At 73.1% G+C, this 15,009-nt stretch carries 18 protein-coding genes; 9 read left to right on the top strand and 9 right to left on the bottom strand.

Annotation, left to right across the window (positions count from 1 at the left end; translation table 11 throughout):
• Positions 1–15 precede the first annotated feature (15 nt).
• Positions 16–1,434, top strand: coding sequence for a hypothetical protein (locus tag ACIA8N_RS00310; RefSeq protein WP_399415359.1), 1,419 nt, complete (start codon positions 16–18; stop codon positions 1,432–1,434).
• Between the two features lie 37 nt (positions 1,435–1,471).
• On the opposite strand, the gene ACIA8N_RS00305 is transcribed toward ACIA8N_RS00310, so the two are convergent.
• Together ACIA8N_RS00305 and ACIA8N_RS00300 are read right to left on the bottom strand one after the other, a co-directional pair.
• Complete coding sequence (locus tag ACIA8N_RS00305) at positions 1,472–1,873, bottom strand: VOC family protein (protein ID WP_365782297.1); 402 nt, start codon at positions 1,871–1,873, stop codon at positions 1,472–1,474.
• 68 nt (positions 1,874–1,941) lie between these two features.
• On the bottom strand, positions 1,942–2,832 hold the full coding sequence (locus tag ACIA8N_RS00300; protein ID WP_365782295.1) for a neutral zinc metallopeptidase: 891 nt from the start codon (positions 2,830–2,832) through the stop codon (positions 1,942–1,944).
• Between the two features lie 266 nt (positions 2,833–3,098).
• Here ACIA8N_RS00300 and ACIA8N_RS00295 point away from each other — a divergent pair, with 266 nt between their 5' ends.
• The 3 genes from ACIA8N_RS00295 to ACIA8N_RS00285 all read left to right on the top strand — a co-directional run bounded on the left by ACIA8N_RS00295 (position 3,099) and on the right by ACIA8N_RS00285 (position 6,217).
• Positions 3,099–4,697 carry an ABC-F family ATP-binding cassette domain-containing protein gene (locus tag ACIA8N_RS00295; protein WP_030205748.1) on the top strand — a complete coding sequence of 533 codons (1,599 nt, stop codon included), beginning with the start codon at positions 3,099–3,101 and terminating at the stop codon, positions 4,695–4,697.
• Between the two features lie 364 nt (positions 4,698–5,061).
• Entirely contained in the window at positions 5,062–5,283 is a 222-nt protein-coding gene (locus ACIA8N_RS00290) for a helix-turn-helix domain-containing protein (protein ID WP_005477683.1), read from the top strand.
• A 133-nt stretch (positions 5,284–5,416) separates the two neighbouring features.
• Positions 5,417–6,217 (top strand): enoyl-CoA hydratase/isomerase family protein, encoded by an 801-nt coding sequence (locus ACIA8N_RS00285; RefSeq protein ID WP_365782293.1) that lies wholly within the window; start codon positions 5,417–5,419, stop codon positions 6,215–6,217.
• Positions 6,218–6,242: 25 nt separating this feature from the next.
• On the opposite strand, the gene ACIA8N_RS00280 is transcribed toward ACIA8N_RS00285, so the two are convergent.
• Positions 6,243–6,935 carry a hypothetical protein gene (locus tag ACIA8N_RS00280; RefSeq protein WP_365782291.1) on the bottom strand — a complete coding sequence of 231 codons (693 nt, stop codon included), beginning with the start codon at positions 6,933–6,935 and terminating at the stop codon, positions 6,243–6,245.
• A 93-nt stretch (positions 6,936–7,028) separates the two neighbouring features.
• Here ACIA8N_RS00280 and ACIA8N_RS00275 point away from each other — a divergent pair, with 93 nt between their 5' ends.
• The 5 genes from ACIA8N_RS00275 to amaP are packed head-to-tail and all read left to right on the top strand — an operon-like array spanning position 7,029 to position 9,409.
• Positions 7,029–7,514, top strand: coding sequence for an Asp23/Gls24 family envelope stress response protein (locus tag ACIA8N_RS00275; RefSeq protein ID WP_365782289.1), 486 nt, complete (start codon positions 7,029–7,031; stop codon positions 7,512–7,514).
• Positions 7,515–7,563: 49 nt separating this feature from the next.
• Positions 7,564–7,755: a hypothetical protein gene (locus ACIA8N_RS00270; protein WP_365782287.1), complete on the top strand. Its 192-nt coding sequence runs from the start codon at positions 7,564–7,566 to the stop codon at positions 7,753–7,755.
• 3 nt (positions 7,756–7,758) lie between these two features.
• Positions 7,759–8,139, top strand: coding sequence for an Asp23/Gls24 family envelope stress response protein (locus ACIA8N_RS00265; protein ID WP_365782285.1), 381 nt, complete (start codon positions 7,759–7,761; stop codon positions 8,137–8,139).
• Positions 8,136–8,816, top strand: a complete 681-nt coding sequence (locus ACIA8N_RS00260) for a DUF6286 domain-containing protein (protein ID WP_365782283.1) — start codon at positions 8,136–8,138, stop codon at positions 8,814–8,816. Before ACIA8N_RS00265 ends, ACIA8N_RS00260 begins: the two co-directional genes overlap by 4 nt.
• 5 nt (positions 8,817–8,821) lie before the next feature.
• Positions 8,822–9,409: an alkaline shock response membrane anchor protein AmaP gene (gene amaP, locus ACIA8N_RS00255; RefSeq protein WP_365782450.1), complete on the top strand. Its 588-nt coding sequence runs from the start codon at positions 8,822–8,824 to the stop codon at positions 9,407–9,409.
• 22 nt (positions 9,410–9,431) lie between these two features.
• Here the strand turns inward: amaP and ACIA8N_RS00250 are convergent, their stop codons facing one another.
• From ACIA8N_RS00250 to ACIA8N_RS00225, 6 genes are all read right to left on the bottom strand, one after another.
• Entirely contained in the window at positions 9,432–10,187 is a 756-nt protein-coding gene (locus tag ACIA8N_RS00250) for an SDR family oxidoreductase (protein ID WP_365782281.1), read from the bottom strand.
• A gap of 4 nt (positions 10,188–10,191) precedes the next feature.
• Entirely contained in the window at positions 10,192–11,982 is a 1,791-nt protein-coding gene (locus ACIA8N_RS00245; RefSeq protein WP_365782277.1) for a glycoside hydrolase family 15 protein, read from the bottom strand.
• Positions 11,983–12,016: 34 nt separating this feature from the next.
• Positions 12,017–12,829, bottom strand: coding sequence for an SURF1 family protein (locus tag ACIA8N_RS00240; RefSeq protein ID WP_365782275.1), 813 nt, complete (start codon positions 12,827–12,829; stop codon positions 12,017–12,019).
• Between the two features lie 108 nt (positions 12,830–12,937).
• On the bottom strand, positions 12,938–13,171 hold the full coding sequence (locus ACIA8N_RS00235) for a hypothetical protein (RefSeq protein WP_037631103.1): 234 nt from the start codon (positions 13,169–13,171) through the stop codon (positions 12,938–12,940).
• A gap of 64 nt (positions 13,172–13,235) precedes the next feature.
• Positions 13,236–14,222 carry a DEDDh family exonuclease gene (locus ACIA8N_RS00230; RefSeq protein ID WP_365782273.1) on the bottom strand — a complete coding sequence of 329 codons (987 nt, stop codon included), beginning with the start codon at positions 14,220–14,222 and terminating at the stop codon, positions 13,236–13,238.
• The gene (locus ACIA8N_RS00225) at positions 14,219–14,923 is read right to left on the bottom strand and encodes a TetR family transcriptional regulator (protein ID WP_365782271.1); all 705 of its coding nucleotides are present in this window, start codon (positions 14,921–14,923) and stop codon (positions 14,219–14,221) included. Before ACIA8N_RS00225 ends, ACIA8N_RS00230 begins: the two co-directional genes overlap by 4 nt.
• Positions 14,924–15,009: the final 86 nt, after the last annotated feature.

Below are 15,009 nucleotides of genomic sequence, written 5' to 3'. Positions count from 1 at the left end.
GGGAAGACTGCCCCCGTGACGTCTCGAAAGCCCGATGAACCATTGGCGCGCAACTCCAGACTCCGACTCGTCCGCCCGCAGGCGCTGGCCACCGCCCGACGGGCCGTGACGACCCGGCGCACCCGGCCGGCGCCGAGGCCGCCCGAGGGCACTCCGCCCCGCGCGGAACTCGCCCGGCAGGCCCGGCACGTCCTCGCCGACGCCGTACGGATCGCCCGCTGGGCCGCCGCCCCGAGCGGCGCCGAAGCGACCCTCCGCACCGGCCCGGGGCCCGTCACCGCCCAGGAACGGGCCGCGGCCGCACTGAACCTGACGTCCGACCAGATCCGGGCCGGCTGGGACCGCGCCCGGCTCGCCGGACTCGTCGAGCTCCACGGCGACACCGCACGCCCCGGCTGGCGGCTGCACGCCTGGGACCGCGACGACTCCGCCGTGCTGCGCGGCTGGGTCGCCCTCTTCGACGCCTGGTCGCTGGTCCACCCGGCCCCCGAGAAGGTCGAGCCGAGCGCCGTCGCCGAGGTCGTCGAGGCCGTCCCGCAGGTGCTCTCGCTGCTCCAGCTCTCCCAGGGCCCGGTCCTCGTCCCCGCCCTCCTCGACCTGCTCGGCCAGCGCGTCGAGGAGCTGCGCGAGGAGCGCTGCGAGGTCCCGGCGGACGGCCCCGCCCCCGAGGCCGACGCCATCCCCGGCCCGCCCGGCACCGACGGACTCCCCGCCCTCCTCGACTGGGCGCTCGAAGGCCTGGCGGCCGTCGGCGCGCTCACCCTCGACCCGGGCACCGACGCGCGCCACGCCACCCTGACCCCGCTCGGCAACTGGGCGGTCTGGGTCAAGCTGGAGCAGATCTGCGTCGCCGCGCAGAGCCCCGCGGGCAACATCGAGCAGTCCGCGGAGGACATGCTCCGCGGCTGCGCCCGGCTCACCCCCGGCCCGGCCCGCGCCGAGTACCGCGCCTGGCTCGCGGCCCGCACCCTCTCCAGCGCGGTCACCGAGCTCCTCGCCGTCGCCCGGGGCGAGGACGCCCTGCTGCGCGGCCTCGCCTTCGAGGCGCTGCGGGTCGTCGGCGCCCCCGCGGAGGCCGAGGTGCGGGCCACCGTCGCCGAGCCCTCCCTGCGGCCGTACGCGCTGCTCTGGCTGGCGGAGTACGAGGGCGCCGACCCGGACGACGCCCAGGAGGTCCTGACCCGCGAGGAGTCGACCTGGCTCTGGGTGGACACGGCGGCGGCCGTCGCCGATCACGGCGAGAGCGAGCTGCTGGTCCGCCATCTCGACTCGGCCGTGCAGGGCACCGTTCCGGCGCTCCTCGACGAGGTGAGGGCGGTCGGCCACCCCCGTACCGTCCAGGTCCTGGTCGCGCTTGCCGCGGCCCACCCGGACCCGGCCCTTGCCAAGGCCGTCCGCAGGGCCGCCTTCCAGGTGCACACCGGCGGCGCCTGAGCGAAAGCCGCACCGCCCGGCGCCCGGACGGCGTGTCCTACTCCGCGGCGCCGGGCGTGTACGTCCCGAAGCTCCAGATGTTGCCCTCGGCGTCCCGGGCCATGTAGTCCCGGGAGCCGTACTCCTGGTCCTTCGGCGCCATCACGATCTCGATGCCCTGGGCGACGGCCCGCGCGTGGTGCTCGTCCACGTCGTCGACGTGTACGAAGACGCCCACCGGGCCGGACCCCGCCATCAGCTTGTCGAACTCGCTGCCGGTGCCCTTGCTGCCGAGCATCACCATGCCGTTCCCGTACGACAGCTCGGCGTGTGCGATCCGCCCGTCCTCGGCCTCGTACACGGCGGTCGCGGTGAAGCCGAACCCGTCCGTGAGCTGGGAGATCGCCGCCTTCGCGTCCTCGTACGTCAGCGTCGGACAGATGTGGGGGGCCTCAGCCATCCCGATCACTTCCCTTCGATTCAGCCGAATGTGACCTGGGTCTCAGTCTGGCAGTCCCCACTGGCAACTCAGCGGAAGGTGTTGCACCGGGCCATGTCGCCGGTCCTGTAGCCCTCGTGGAACCACTGCTGCCGCTGGGCCGCCGAGCCGTGCGTCCAGTTCTCCGGCGTCACCCGGCCCTGGAACCTCTCCTGGATGCGGTCGTCGCCCACCGCGGCCGCCGCGTCCAGGCCGTCCGCGATGTCCGCGTCCGTGAGCGTGGTCAGCAGCGGCCGGCCCGTCCGGTCGTCGGGCGTGCTCGTCGCGTGCCGGGCCCACACGCCCGCGTAGCAGTCGGCCTGGAGCTCGACCCGCACGGCGTTGGAGTCCGCGCCGGTCCGCCCGTCCTGGGCGCGGCTCAGGGTCCCCATGAGGTTCTGGATGTGATGGCCGTACTCGTGCGCCACCACGTACGCCTGGGCGAAGGGTCCGCCGCTCGACCCGAACGTGGTCCGCAGCTCCTCGAAGAAGCCCAGGTCCAGATAGACCTGCCGGTCGCCGGGGCAGTAGAAGGGGCCGACGGCCGAGGTCGCGGAGCCGCACGCGGTCGCGACCTGCCGGCTGAACATCACGGTGGCGGCGCTCCCGTAGGTGCCGCCCCTGCGCGCGTACTCGCTCCGCCAGAAGTCCTGCAGACTGTTGACGACGGCGACGATCCGGCAGTCCTCGCGCGTGTTGGCGTCCGAGCCCTTCCGGCAGCTCTGGTTCACCTGGGCCACCGAGGAGGAGCTGGCCGCGGGCTCCTCGCCGCCGCCGGAGAGTCCGAGCTGATCCGGTCCCACCCCGAAGAGCACGCCCAGGATCAGCGCGATGAAGCCGACGATGCCGCCACCGACGGTCGCCCTGCCGCCGGGGATGCGGCTGCCCCGGACGTCCCGTACCTCCGTGGTGTCCAGATCGGCGTCGTCGTCGAACTGCACGGTCCACCACCCTCCGCGTCACTGCCGCGGCAGTGGCCGCCGCCCTGCGCCGAGTATCGGGCGATCTCTCCTTGCTCGCCCCTTTTGCGAAACATCGGCATGAAAGTGAGATAGCTCCCGATCGTGTCCTCGCACCCCGCATGGCCGAAAAGCAGTTGCAGGCGCCCGTTAGACTGGCCGTATGGCCATTCTCCCCGTGCATTAGCGGCGTCGAAGCCCTTCATCAGTCGTCCTTCCGCCGTTTCCCACCGCCCTGGAGTCTGTCCGTGATCACCGCTTCCGGCATCGAGCTGCGCGCCGGCGCCCGTGTCCTCATCGAGTCCGCTTCCTTCCGCATCGCCAAGGGCGACCGCATCGGCCTCGTCGGTCGCAACGGAGCGGGCAAGACCACCCTCACCAAGTGCCTCGCGGGCGAGGGCGTCCCCGCCGGCGGCACCATCGCCCGCTCCGGCGAGGTCGGCTACCTCCCGCAGGACCCGCGCACCGGCGACCTCGACGTCCTGGCCCGCGACCGCGTGCTCTCCGCCCGGGGCCTCGACGTCCTCCTCAAGAAGATGCGGATGAACGAGGAGCGCATCGCCACCGGCTCCGGCGCCACCCGCGACAAGGCCATGCGGCAGTACGAGCGCCAGGAGACCGAGTTCCTGACCAAGGGCGGATACGCGGCCGAGGCCGAGGCCTCCACCATCGCCGCCGCCCTCGGCCTGCCCGACCGGGTCCTCGGCCAGCCGCTGCACACCCTTTCCGGCGGTCAGCGCCGTCGTGTCGAGCTCGCCCGCATCCTGTTCTCGGACGCCGACACCCTCCTCCTCGACGAGCCGACCAACCACCTCGACGCCGACTCCATCGTCTGGCTGCGCGACTACCTGAAGACCTACCGCGGCGGCTTCATCGTCATCTCCCACGACGTCGACCTCGTCGAGACCGTCGTCAACAAGGTCTTCTACCTGGACGCCAACCGCTCCACGATCGACGTCTACAACATGGGCTGGAAGCTCTACCAGCAGCAGCGCGAGGCCGACGAGAAGCGCCGCAAGCGCGAGCGCCAGAACGCCGAGAAGAAGGCCGCGGCCCTCAACTCGCAGGCCGACAAGATGCGCGCCAAGGCCACCAAGACCGTCGCTGCGCAGAACATGGCCAAGCGCGCCGAGCGCCTGCTCTCCGGCCTGGAGGCGGTCCGCGCCTCCGACAAGGTCGCCAAGCTCCGCTTCCCCGACCCGGCGCCCTGCGGCAAGACCCCGCTGACGGCCGAGGGGCTCTCCAAGTCCTACGGCTCGCTCGAGATCTTCACCGATGTGGACCTCGCCATCGACAAGGGCTCCCGCGTCGTCATCCTCGGCCTCAACGGCGCGGGCAAGACCACGCTGCTCCGCCTGCTCGCCGGGGCCGAGACGCCCGACACCGGCGAGGTGACCCCCGGCCACGGCCTCAAGCTCGGCTACTACGCCCAGGAGCACGAGACGCTCGACCCCGAGCGCAGCGTCCTGGAGAACATGCGCTCGGCCGCGCCGGACCTCGACCTCGTCCAGGTCCGCAAGACGCTCGGCTCGTTCCTCTTCTCCGGCGACGACGTCGACAAGCCGGCCGGGGTCCTCTCCGGCGGCGAGAAGACGCGTCTGGCCCTGGCCACCCTTGTCGTGTCCTCGGCGAACGTGCTGCTCCTCGACGAACCGACCAACAACCTGGACCCGGCGAGCCGCGAGGAGATCCTCGGGGCCCTGCGCACCTACAAGGGCGCCGTCGTCCTCGTCACCCACGACGAGGGCGCCGTCGACGCGCTCGAGCCGGAGCGGATCATCCTGCTCCCGGACGGCGTCGAGGACCTGTGGGGCCCGGACTACGCGGACCTGGTGGCGCTCGCCTGACCCGGACGGGGCCCGGACGAGGTCCCTTGCGGTCCCTGGTGATCATTCCGGGCTGGATCATTCGGCTCATGCGTGATCCTTCATCTGAGTGAGGGTGTCTCGTACCCCCGGCGCGGTGCTCTGCCGAATCCTTCCGGCAGACCCGCGCCGTACGTGTGTTCCCATCGCATCGCTGACCTGGTACTTCCCTCGCCGATCGACGGAAGGGGGTGTTCCCGGCCCCCCGGAATGCAGGCTTCCGTTCGTGATGACGCCGCACTCGGCGACAAACCCGGCGGCATGGACCTTGTCGAATGGGTGGCCAGGACGGACGGGAGGGGTGATCATGAGAAGTCCAGAGCGCACTTCCCATGAGGAGGCACGGGTGGCCGAGACTCTGAAGAAGGGCAGCCGGGTGACCGGCGCCGCGCGCGACAAGCTCGCGGCAGACCTGAAGAAGAAGTACGACTCCGGTGCGAGCATCCGGGCGCTGGCCGAGGAAACGGGCCGCTCCTACGGATTCGTCCACCGGATGCTCAGCGAGTCCGGAGTCACGCTGCGTGGACGCGGCGGAGCGACACGGGGCAAGAAGACAGCCTCGGCCTGACACAGGGGCGGCTCGACCGGGCCACCGGGACTCCCGGTGGCCACCCGGTCGGTCCTCGGACCGGCCAGGTGGTTACTGTGCAGTCACTTAGCATCGGATGGATGCAGTGCTGCACCGGAACCGGAGGCGCCCCATGACTACGCTCGACGACTCTGAGCTCGTATTCGACAAGGACGGTGTACGGCTCACCGTCGAGGACGCCGTTGCCACGGTGACCCTGACCAATCCGGCGAAGCGCAACGCTCAGTCTCCCGCTCTGTGGCGGGCGTTGACAGAAGCCGGCCGGTCTCTGCCCGGCAGCGTGCGGGTCGTGGTGCTGCGCGGTGAGGGCAAGTCCTTCTCCGCGGGTCTCGACCGGCAGGCGTTCACGCCCGAGGGCTTCGACGGAGAGCCGTCCTTCCTCGATCTCGCGCGGGGTTCCGACGAGGACCTCGACGCGGAGATCGCCGCGTACCAGGAGGCGTTCACCTGGTGGCGTCGCAGCGACCTCGTGTCGATCGCGGCCGTCCAGGGGCACGCCATTGGGGCGGGCTTCCAGCTCGCCCTCGCCTGTGACCTGCGGGTCGTTGCCGACGACGTGCAGTTCGCCATGCGCGAGACCAGCCTGGGGCTCGTCCCGGACCTGACCGGGACGCACCCCCTCGTCTCGCTGGTCGGCTACGCCCGCGCGCTCGAGATCTGCGCCACCGGGCGCTTCGTCCACGCGGAGGAGGCCGAGCGCATCGGTCTCGCCAACCTGTCCGTGCCCGTCGACGAACTCGACGCGGCCGTACGGGACCTCGGCGCAGCCCTGCTCGCGGCGCCGCGCGACGCTGTCACCGAGACCAAGGCGCTGCTCCAGGGCGCCGCCGGCCGCTCCTACGAGGAGCAGCGCACCGCCGAGCGCGCCGCCCAGGCCCGCCGCCTGCGCGACCTGGCGGGCCTCGGCGACTGACGCCTGCCCGCACGCCGGACAGGCCCTAGCGCAGCTCCGACACCACGACCGTGACCGCGGCCTCCTCAGGGTGGGCCGTGGTCACGGCCGTTCGTACGGCACGGGCCACGTCCAGGGGGCGGGCGCCGGCCGTCACGGCCAGTTCCACCCTCACCCCGTCGGGGCCCCGGCGCACCGGCGGGCCGAGCGCGTCCGTCACCCCGGCGACGCCCGGCACCCCGAGCGCCGTGAGCGCGACCGGATCGTCCGTCGCGGGGGAGGTCCGGCCCGGTGGGGGCGCGGCCGGTCCCGGTGCGGGCTCCGAATCGGGCTCCGCGTCGAGGAGATCCGTCACCCGCAGGTCCACCGCGGCCACCACGAGCCCGAGCCCGTCCTCGGCCGCCGCGAGCAGGGCGGCCCGCAGGGCGTCGACGAGTTCGGGCAGCGGCCGCCCGGCCACCACGGCGAACGAGACCGAGACGCACAGGGCCCCCGGCTCCGATCCCGTTCCCGGCTCCGATCCTGTTGCCGGATCCGTCGCCCGCCCCGGCTCCCGGTCCGGCCCGATCCGCAGTTCGCCCGGCACCACACCCCGTACGGCGGCCGCGACCGGGCCGAGCACCCCGCGTGCCGCCCGCTCGGTGATCCACGCCCCGTCCGCCGCGCTTCCGAGCGGCACCAGCCTGCCCGGGGCGAGGCGATTCCGTACCGCCGCCGTCCAACCCTCAGCCGTCGTCATTACCCCAGCCTGCCGTATCCCCGGGGCGAGACCGGGTAACCGCCCTTAGTGTGGGCGAAGAACCCCGAAATATCCCAGAAGGGGCGTAATCCGATGGCAGACACCACTCCCTCCGGCAGCACCTCCGGCTCCACCTCCGGCGACGAACCGCGCCGCGCCCAGGTCACCAAGCGCGGCGGCGGCGACCCGGCCTCCCGGGGCAAGACCACGATCGCCGACGGGGTCGTCGAGAAGATCGCCGGTCTCGCCGCCCGCGATGTCGACGGCGTCCACGCCATGGGCAGCGGACTCTCCCGCACCTTCGGCGCCGTACGCGACCGCGTTCCCGGCGGCGGCACCAAATCGAGCGTCACCCGAGGCGTGAAGGCCGAGGTCGGCGAGGTACAGACCGCGCTCGACCTGGAAATCGTGGTCGTCTACGGCTTCTCGATCACGGACGTCGCCGGTGACGTCCGGGAGAACGTCATCGCGGCCGTCGAGCGCATGACGGGCCTCGAGGTCGTCGAGGTGAACATCGCGGTCAGCGACGTGAAGCTGCCCGAAGACGAGGAGGAAGAGCCGGAACAGCGGCTCCAGTAGACGGGGCGGCGGGTACGGGGGGCCATAGATCCTCAGGAAGGGGTCAGGAATGAGTATGGCGGTGGTCGGCCTGTTGGCCGGTATGGCCCTCGGTTTCGCCGGATACTTCGGCGGCTTCGGGGCGTTTGTGCTGGTCGCGGCGCTGGGGGCGGTCGGCTTCGTGGCCGGCCGCTTCCTCGCCGGCGACCTCGAACCGGGCGATCTGTTCCGGGGCCGCGACCGCGGCGAACGGCGGCGGTGACGGATGGTCGCGAAGCCGGCCCCGGACCCCGTAAGGGGCCGGGGCGCGACCACGATCGCCGACCGGGTCGTCGCGAAGGTCGCCGCGCAGGCGGCCAGGGAAGGGCTGGCCGCCGTTGTCCCCCAGGCCCAGGGCGCCGTCCTCCGGGGCGGCGCCCGCCCCCATGCCTCGGTCGTCGTCCACCGGGACGTCGCCCGGGTCGCGGTGAGCCTCGAACTCGACTATCCCTCCGACGTCGGGCGCAGCTGCGGCTCCGTCCGGGGCCGGGTACGCGCGCGCGTGGAGGAGCTCGTCGGCATGGAGGTCCATGAGGTCACGGTCCATGTGGAGCGTCTCCACTCGCCACTCACCCGACAGGCCGCACCGAGGGGCCGCCTTTCATGACGACGACACCTGAACCGGATCCCACGCCCGGCCGAGCCCCGGACGCCGGTCCCGGACGATCACAGGGACTCGCGGCCGACCCCGGACGCCCCGACGACGTACCCGTCCTCGCCGCCGACGCCCCCGCGCCGACGCGCGTCCGCCGCTTCTGGGCGGTGCGCCGCATCCCCGCCGCCCTGCTCGCGGCCCTGGTCCTCGCCGGGGCCGGGCTGCTCCTCTACGACGTGGCGGCCGTCCGCGCCGACCGGACCGCCATGGCCTGGCGGCGCGAACTCGCCGACGCCCTGGCGACCAGGCCGCTCGACGACGCCCTGGTCGTCACCGGCGCCGCCGTCGCGGTGGTCCTCGGCCTCTGGCTCCTCGTCCTCGCGGCGACGCCGGGCCTGCGCGCCGTCCTGCCGATGCGCCGCGACCACGCCGACATCCGGGCCGGTCTCGACCGCGACGCCGCCGCCCTCGCCCTGCGGGACCGCGCCATGGAGGTGTCCGGGGTGCAGTCCGTCCGGGTGCGCGTCGGCCGCTCCAAGGTGGGCGTCCGGGCGGTCTCGCACTTCCGGGCGCTCGACGAGGTCCGCGCCGACGTGGAGACGGCCCTCGCGGCCGGCGTCGACGAGCTGGCCCTCGCCCACCCGCCCGCACTTCAGGTACGGGTGGCCCGGCCGCCCAGGAAGGGGTGAGCACGGTGACGGTGGTCCTCCGGCGCGTCAACCGCGTCCTGCTCGGCCTTGCCGGGCTGCTCCTCGTGCTCCTCGGCGGGGGAGTCCTCGCCGCCGCCCTCGATCTGTCCGTGCCGTCCTGGTGGCCCTGGTCGGGCCCCTCGGACGTGCTGCTCTCCACCGCCGACCGGCAGCGCTGGCGCGACGAGGGCTGGTGGTGGCCGGTGGTCATCGCGGCCCTCGGGCTCCTCGTCCTGCTCGCCCTGTGGTGGCTGCTCGTGCAGTTCCGGCGGGCCCGGCTCGCCGAGGTCCTCGTCGACAGCGGCGACGGGGAGGCGGCGGTCCTGCGCGGCAGGGCGCTGGAAGGAGTCCTGGAGGCGGACGCCACGGCCCAGGAGGGAGTGGCCAGGGCCCGGGTCGCCCTCACCGGGCGCCGGACCGCCCCCCGTACCCGGGTCGCGCTCCAGCTGGAGCCGTACGCCTCCCCGGGAGCCGCCCTGGCGACCCTCGGCACCCAGGCCCTCACCCATGCCCGTACGTCCACGGGTCTGACCGCCCTGCCCACCGAGGCGCGTCTGCGGGCGGTGAAGCACCGGGCGAAGCGGGTGACCTGAGGAGGGGGCGGGGCACGGGCCGTCAGAAGCCGCTGCGGGCCCCGCCGTCCACCGGCAGCATCACGCCGGTCAGGTAGGAGGCGGCCGGCGACAGCAGGAAGGCGGCCGTCCGGCCGAACTCCGCCGGGGTGCCGTAGCGGCGCAGCGGGATCGCGGCCTCGTTGGCCGCGCGGGCCGCGTCCGCGTCGCCGGAGAGCGCGTCGAGGGACCGCACCCGGTCGGTGTCGATCCGGCTCGGCAGCAGCCCGACGACCCGTACCCCGCGGGGACCCAGGTCGTTGGCGAGGGACTTCGCGAAGCCGGCGAGGCCGGGGCGCAGCCCGTTGGAGATGGTCAGACCGGGGATCGGCTCGTGGACCGAGCCGGACAGGACGAAGCCGATGACCCCGCCGTCGGTGAGCGTCTCGGCCGCCGCTCGGGCCAGCCGTACCGCCCCGAGGAAGACGGTGCCGAAGGCGGCCGCCCACTGCTCGTCGGTGTTGTCCGCCGCGAAGCCGGGCGCGGGACCGCCCACGCTGATCAGGATGCCGTCGAAGCCGCCGAGCCGGGCGCGGGCCTCGGCGATGAGCCGCGCCGGGGTCTGCGGGTCGTCGTTGTCGGCGGCGACACCGGCGGCGCCGGGCCCGAGCTCGGCCACGGCCTCGGCGACGGTCTTCTCCTCGCGTCCCGTGACCAGCACCTTGGCCCCCTCGGCGAGGAGCGCCTCGGCGGAGGCCCGCCCGAGTCCTCGCGTCGCCCCGGTCACCACGTACACACGGTCCTTCAGTCCAAGATCCATGGAGCTATCCTGCCGGGTCCCGGTCGTCCCCGGCCAGCGCGAGGGCCGTGCCCACCAGGCCGATGTGGCTGAAGGCCTGCGGGAAGTTGCCCAGCTGGCGTCCCGCCACCGGGTCGTACTCCTCCGCCAGGAGTCCCACGTCGTTGCGGAGGAGCACCAGGCGCTCGAACAGCTCGCGGGCCTCCTCGGTCCTGCCGGTCATACGCAGCGCGTCCGCCAGCCAGAACGAGCAGACGAGGAAGGTGCCCTCCTGGCCCGGCAGGCCGTCGATCGCCCCCGAACCGGGGCTGTACCGGCGGAGATAGCCCCCGTGCAGCAGTTCTGCCCGGACGGCGTCCACCGTGCCCACCACCCGTGGGTCGTCCGGCGGGAGGAAGCCGACCTGGGGGATGAGCAGGGTCGCGGCGTCCAGTTCGAGGGAGCCGTACGACTGGGTGAAGGTGTTCCGGACGGGGTCGTAGGACCGGGCGCAGACCTGCGCGTGGATCTCGTCCCGCATCGTCCGCCACCGGTTCGCGTCCCCGGGCAGCGAGGGGTCCGCCTCCAGGGTGCGGACGGCCCGGTCGGCGGCCACCCAGGCCATCACCTTGGAGTGGGTGAAGTGGCGGCGGGGCCCGCGCACCTCCCAGAGCCCCTCGTCGGGCTCCCGCCAGGTCGACTCCAGGAAGCCGAGCAGGCTCAGCTGGAGGTTCCAGGCGTGCCGCTCCGCCGGGATCCCGGCCTCGCGCGCGCGGTGGAGCGAGTCCATGACCTCGCCGTACACGTCGAGCTGGAACTGGTCCACGGCGGCGTTCCCCGTGCGGACCGGCGCCGAGTCGGCGTACCCCCGCAGCCACGGCAGGGTCGTCTCGGGGAGCCTGCGCTCCCCGGCGGGCCCGTACATGATCTGCAGGTCGGCGGGGTCGCCCGCGACCGAGCGGAGGAGCCAGTCGCGCCAGGCGACGGCCTCCTCGACGTACCCGGCGGCGAGCAGCGCGCCGAGGGTGAGGGAGGAGTCGCGCAGCCAGCAGGCGCGGTAGTCCCAGTTCCGTACGCCGCCGACGTCCTCCGGCAGGGAGGTGGTGGGCGCGGCCACGATCCCGCCGGTGGGGGCGTACGTGAGCGCCTTGAGGGTGATCAGGGAGCGCAGCACCGCCTCCCGGTAGGGGCCGCGGTAGGTGCAGCGGGCCGTCCACTCCCGCCAGTCGGCGAGGGACTGCTCCAGGGCCTCGTAGGGGTCGACGAGTTCGGGGCGGGGCTCGTGTGAGGGGTGCCAGGTGAGCACGAAGGCCACCTTCTCGCCCGCGTTCACGGTGAAGGAGGAGCAGGTGGAGAACTGCTGGCCCCAGGTCTTCACGGGCGGATCACTGCGCAGCCAGACGGCGTCGGGCCCGGCGACCGCGACCCGGTGGCCGTCGGACCGGCGCATCCACGGCACGATCGAGCCGTAGTCGAAGCGGAGCCGCAGGACGGAGCTCATCTCGACGCTGCCGCTGACGCCCTCCACGATCCGCATCAGATCGGGGGCCTTGTCCCGCTGCGGCATGAAGTCGACGACCTTGACGGTGCCCGTACGGGTCTCCCAGTAGGTCTCCAGGACGAGGGTGTCCTCGACGTAGCGACGCGTGGCGCAGGTCGTGGCGCCCTTGGGCGCGATCCGCCAGTGGCCGTTGTCCTCGTCGCCGAGGATCGCGGCGAAGCAGGCGGCCGAGTCGAATCGGGGCAGACACAGCCAGTCGACCGATCCGTCGCGGCCGACGAGCGCGGCGGTCTGGAGATCGCCGATGAGGGCGTAGTCGTCGATACTTTGCGTCACGCTTTGGGCTGTTCCCGGAAGCGGTGGCGGTCAATCAGCGGGACGGAGTGGCCTGGATCGCGTCGGGGACGTCCTCCGGGGCTCCGGAGGCGTCGGCAGCGGCCGCCGCGCGGTCGCGCTTCTCCCGGCGGACCAGGATGACCCAGCCGACGGGCACGCCGGCCGTGAAGAGCCACCACTGGACGGCGTACGCCATGTGGGCGCCGATCGAGTCGTGATCCGGTTCGGGGATCAGCTCGGGGGTGTCCCCCGCCGGTTCCGGCTCGATCTGTTCCAGGTAGCCGCCGAGCACCTCGCGGCCGATGAGCTCGGCCTGCTGGGCGCTGTTGATCAGCATGACCTGGCGGTCCGGCAGGCCCTTCAAGTCCTTGATGCCGCTCGCGCCGGTCGTCTCGTCGGCCTTGAGCCGGCCGGTGATCGTGACCTCGCCCCTGGGGGCGGGCGGCACCGCGGGGAAGGAGTGCTGGTCGGCGGCGGCCGGCACCCAGCCGCGGTTGACCAGGACGATCCGGCCGTCCCGGAGGACCAGCGGGGTCAGGACGTGCGCGCCGACCCGGTCGTCGCTGTTGGTGCGGCGGCGGACGACCACCTCGTGGGCGGTGTCGAAGGTTCCGGTCGCCGTGGCGGGCTTCCAGTAGTCGGCGCGGGGGACGGTGTGGCCGGGGGAGGTGAGCTCCTCGACCGGGACCGGCTTCGCCGCGACGCTGTCCGCGATCAGGGCGTTCTGGGCCACCCGGCGTTCGTGCCGGTGGAACTGCCAGAAGCCCAGCTCGATCATCGTGGGGACGAGGACGAGGGCGATGAGGGTGAGGATCACCCACTGCCGGGACAACAGGAAGCGGTACACGCCGTTGACGGTACAACGTGACGAAAGGCCCCCTTGCGGCGGGTGCCGAAGGGGGCCGGAAGCCATCAGGGGATTCGTTTCCTCAACGCGGTCCGACACCGGGTCCGGTCACACCCTGTCGACGATGCCCACCTTTCCCTCCGCGCGGGCGCAGTGGCCGCCGCAGTACCAGTTGCCGTCGACCTCGACGCCCTGCCCGATGATCTGGACCCGGCAGTGCTCGCAGATGGGCGCCATGCGGTGGATGGCGCAGGCGAAGCAGTCGAAGACATGCACCGCGCCCTGCGCGTGGACTTCGAAGGACATGCCGTAATCGTTTCCGCAGACCTCACAACGTGCCATGCGCCACAGGGTGGGGGCTCCCGGCGGGCGCGCGCAGCTCGGCACGCCCGCAGGGTCCGGGGTGTCACCCGTCTGCCGGGGCCACGTCCCGCAGCAGCTGGGTGTAGGCGGCCTCGTCGACGACCGGCGTCCCGAAGGACCTGGCCTTGACGGTCTTGGAGGTCGCGGAGTCCGGGTCGTTGGTGACGAGGAGGCTGGTCAGCCGGGAGACGCTGCCCGCCACATGGAGCCCGGCCTCGACGGTGCGGTCCTCCAGGAGCTCGCGGTCGACGGAGGTGTCCCCGGAGAACGCCACCCGCATGCCCTGCTTGAGCGGTTTGTCCGTCTCGTAGCGGCCGGGGTTGGGGTACGGGCACGGCGGCCGCTTCCGCGAGGGACGCCAGCTGTTCGCCCGGTACGCCGACGGGCCCGAGGCCTGCTGGCCGATCCGGGGCCGCTCCGGCGACGAGGCCCACTCGGTCAGCGGCCGGCACTCCAGGAGCGGCAGCCGTACGCCCAGCTCGGCCGCCGCGTGCAGGCTCGGCCGGAACGCCTCGGCGAGCACCCGCGCGTCGTCGAGCGCGTTGTGCGCGCGGCGCTGCACGACGCCGAAGTGCGCGGCGAGCGACTCCAGCTTGTGGTTGGGCAGCGGCAGCGACAGCTCCTTGGCGAGCGCGATCGTGCACAGCCGCTGCCGCACCGGGGCGGCGGACTCGGCACGCGCGTACTCCCGGGCGATCATCTGCCAGTCGAACATCGCGTTGTGCGCGACGAGGACCCGTCCGTCGAGCCGGGCGGCGAACTCCGCCGCGATCTCCGGGAAGAGCGGCGCGCCCTCCAGGACGTCACTGGTGAGGCCGTGGATCCACACAGGGCCCGGATCCCGCTCGGGGTTGACGAGGGTGTACCAGTGGTCCTCGACGTTCCCCCGGGCGTCCAGCCGGTAGACGGCAGCCGACACTATCCGGTCGTCGCGGGCGAGTCCGGTGGTCTCCACGTCGACGACCGCCCACCCCTGCGGGTAGGCGGCCGGCCACGTCGCTGCTGTCGTACGGTCGTCAAGCACGGTCATTGAGAATACGGCCCGCGACCGACACCCCCGTCCCCGGTGTCCCCGGGGACGCCCTTTCCGGTGTCCGCGGCGGCTCCTTCCCCGGCTCCGGCGAGGAGGCCGTCGACCAGGGCGCGCACGGAGTCGACGAACAGGCGCTCGGTGTCGATCGGAGCGGCCAGGGCGTGTGCGAGGGGCCCGTCGTTCCCGGCGTCCTCGCCGCGCCACAGTTCCTCCTCGGCGGGCGACTGGACCGGGGCGCGCTCGCGGTTGCGCTCCACCAGGACGTAGCCGACCACCTGGAACTGGAGCGCGCGGACCGCCCGCGCGGCGTGCGCCCCGCGCAGCCCCGCCGCGTGGGCCTCGTGGACCAGGGCCCGCTGGGCCGGCAGGAACATCCGTTCCGTCAGGCCCCGTTCGTGGACCATCGCCACCAGGTGCGGGCGCTCGCGCAGGGCCCGGCGCAGCGCGCGGGCGACCGACACCATCCGCTCGGCAGGGGTCGCCCCGCGCGGGCGGATCGTCCCGAGGTCGGCGACCGTGCGCGCGACCAGCGCGTCCAGAAGGGACTCACGGTTGCCGACGTGCCAGTAGATCGAGGTCACGGCCGTGGAGAGCTCGGCGGCGAGCCTGCGCATCGTCAGCGCGTCCGGGCCGTGCTCCCGCACCAGGGCGGCCGCGGCGTCCAGGACTTCGTCACGGGTCAGCGCGGAGCGTGCCATCGGTTCCCCCAACTCCTCTGCGTGCACGCCCCTTTACCCTTCGGCGGCGGCGGTGTAACTGTGTTACAGGCGGACGGTCCCGAAAG

Origin of the sequence: Streptomyces sp. NPDC051822 (genome assembly GCF_044452745.1) — a bacterium.
In the GTDB taxonomy this organism is placed as follows: Bacteria; Actinomycetota; Actinomycetes; order Streptomycetales; family Streptomycetaceae; genus Streptomyces.
Note: the sequence above shows the minus strand (reverse complement) of the source record. Positions and strands in the feature narration are given on the sequence as shown.

Coding starts and splice junctions, on each gene's coding strand:
- ACIA8N_RS00305 (WP_365782297.1), bottom strand. CDS start 1,873: ATGGCTGAGGCCCCCCACATCTGTCCGACGCTGACGTACGAGGACGCG.
- ACIA8N_RS00285 (WP_365782293.1), top strand. CDS start 5,417: ATGACTACGCTCGACGACTCTGAGCTCGTATTCGACAAGGACGGTGTA.
- ACIA8N_RS00280 (WP_365782291.1), bottom strand. CDS start 6,935: ATGACGACGGCTGAGGGTTGGACGGCGGCGGTACGGAATCGCCTCGCC.
- ACIA8N_RS00275 (WP_365782289.1), top strand. CDS start 7,029: ATGGCAGACACCACTCCCTCCGGCAGCACCTCCGGCTCCACCTCCGGC.
- ACIA8N_RS00270 (WP_365782287.1), top strand. CDS start 7,564: ATGAGTATGGCGGTGGTCGGCCTGTTGGCCGGTATGGCCCTCGGTTTC.
- ACIA8N_RS00265 (WP_365782285.1), top strand. CDS start 7,759: ATGGTCGCGAAGCCGGCCCCGGACCCCGTAAGGGGCCGGGGCGCGACC.
- ACIA8N_RS00260 (WP_365782283.1), top strand. CDS start 8,136: ATGACGACGACACCTGAACCGGATCCCACGCCCGGCCGAGCCCCGGAC.
- ACIA8N_RS00250 (WP_365782281.1), bottom strand. CDS start 10,187: ATGGATCTTGGACTGAAGGACCGTGTGTACGTGGTGACCGGGGCGACG.
- ACIA8N_RS00235 (WP_037631103.1), bottom strand. CDS start 13,171: ATGGCACGTTGTGAGGTCTGCGGAAACGATTACGGCATGTCCTTCGAA.
- ACIA8N_RS00230 (WP_365782273.1), bottom strand. CDS start 14,222: ATGACCGTGCTTGACGACCGTACGACAGCAGCGACGTGGCCGGCCGCC.
- ACIA8N_RS00225 (WP_365782271.1), bottom strand. CDS start 14,923: ATGGCACGCTCCGCGCTGACCCGTGACGAAGTCCTGGACGCCGCGGCC.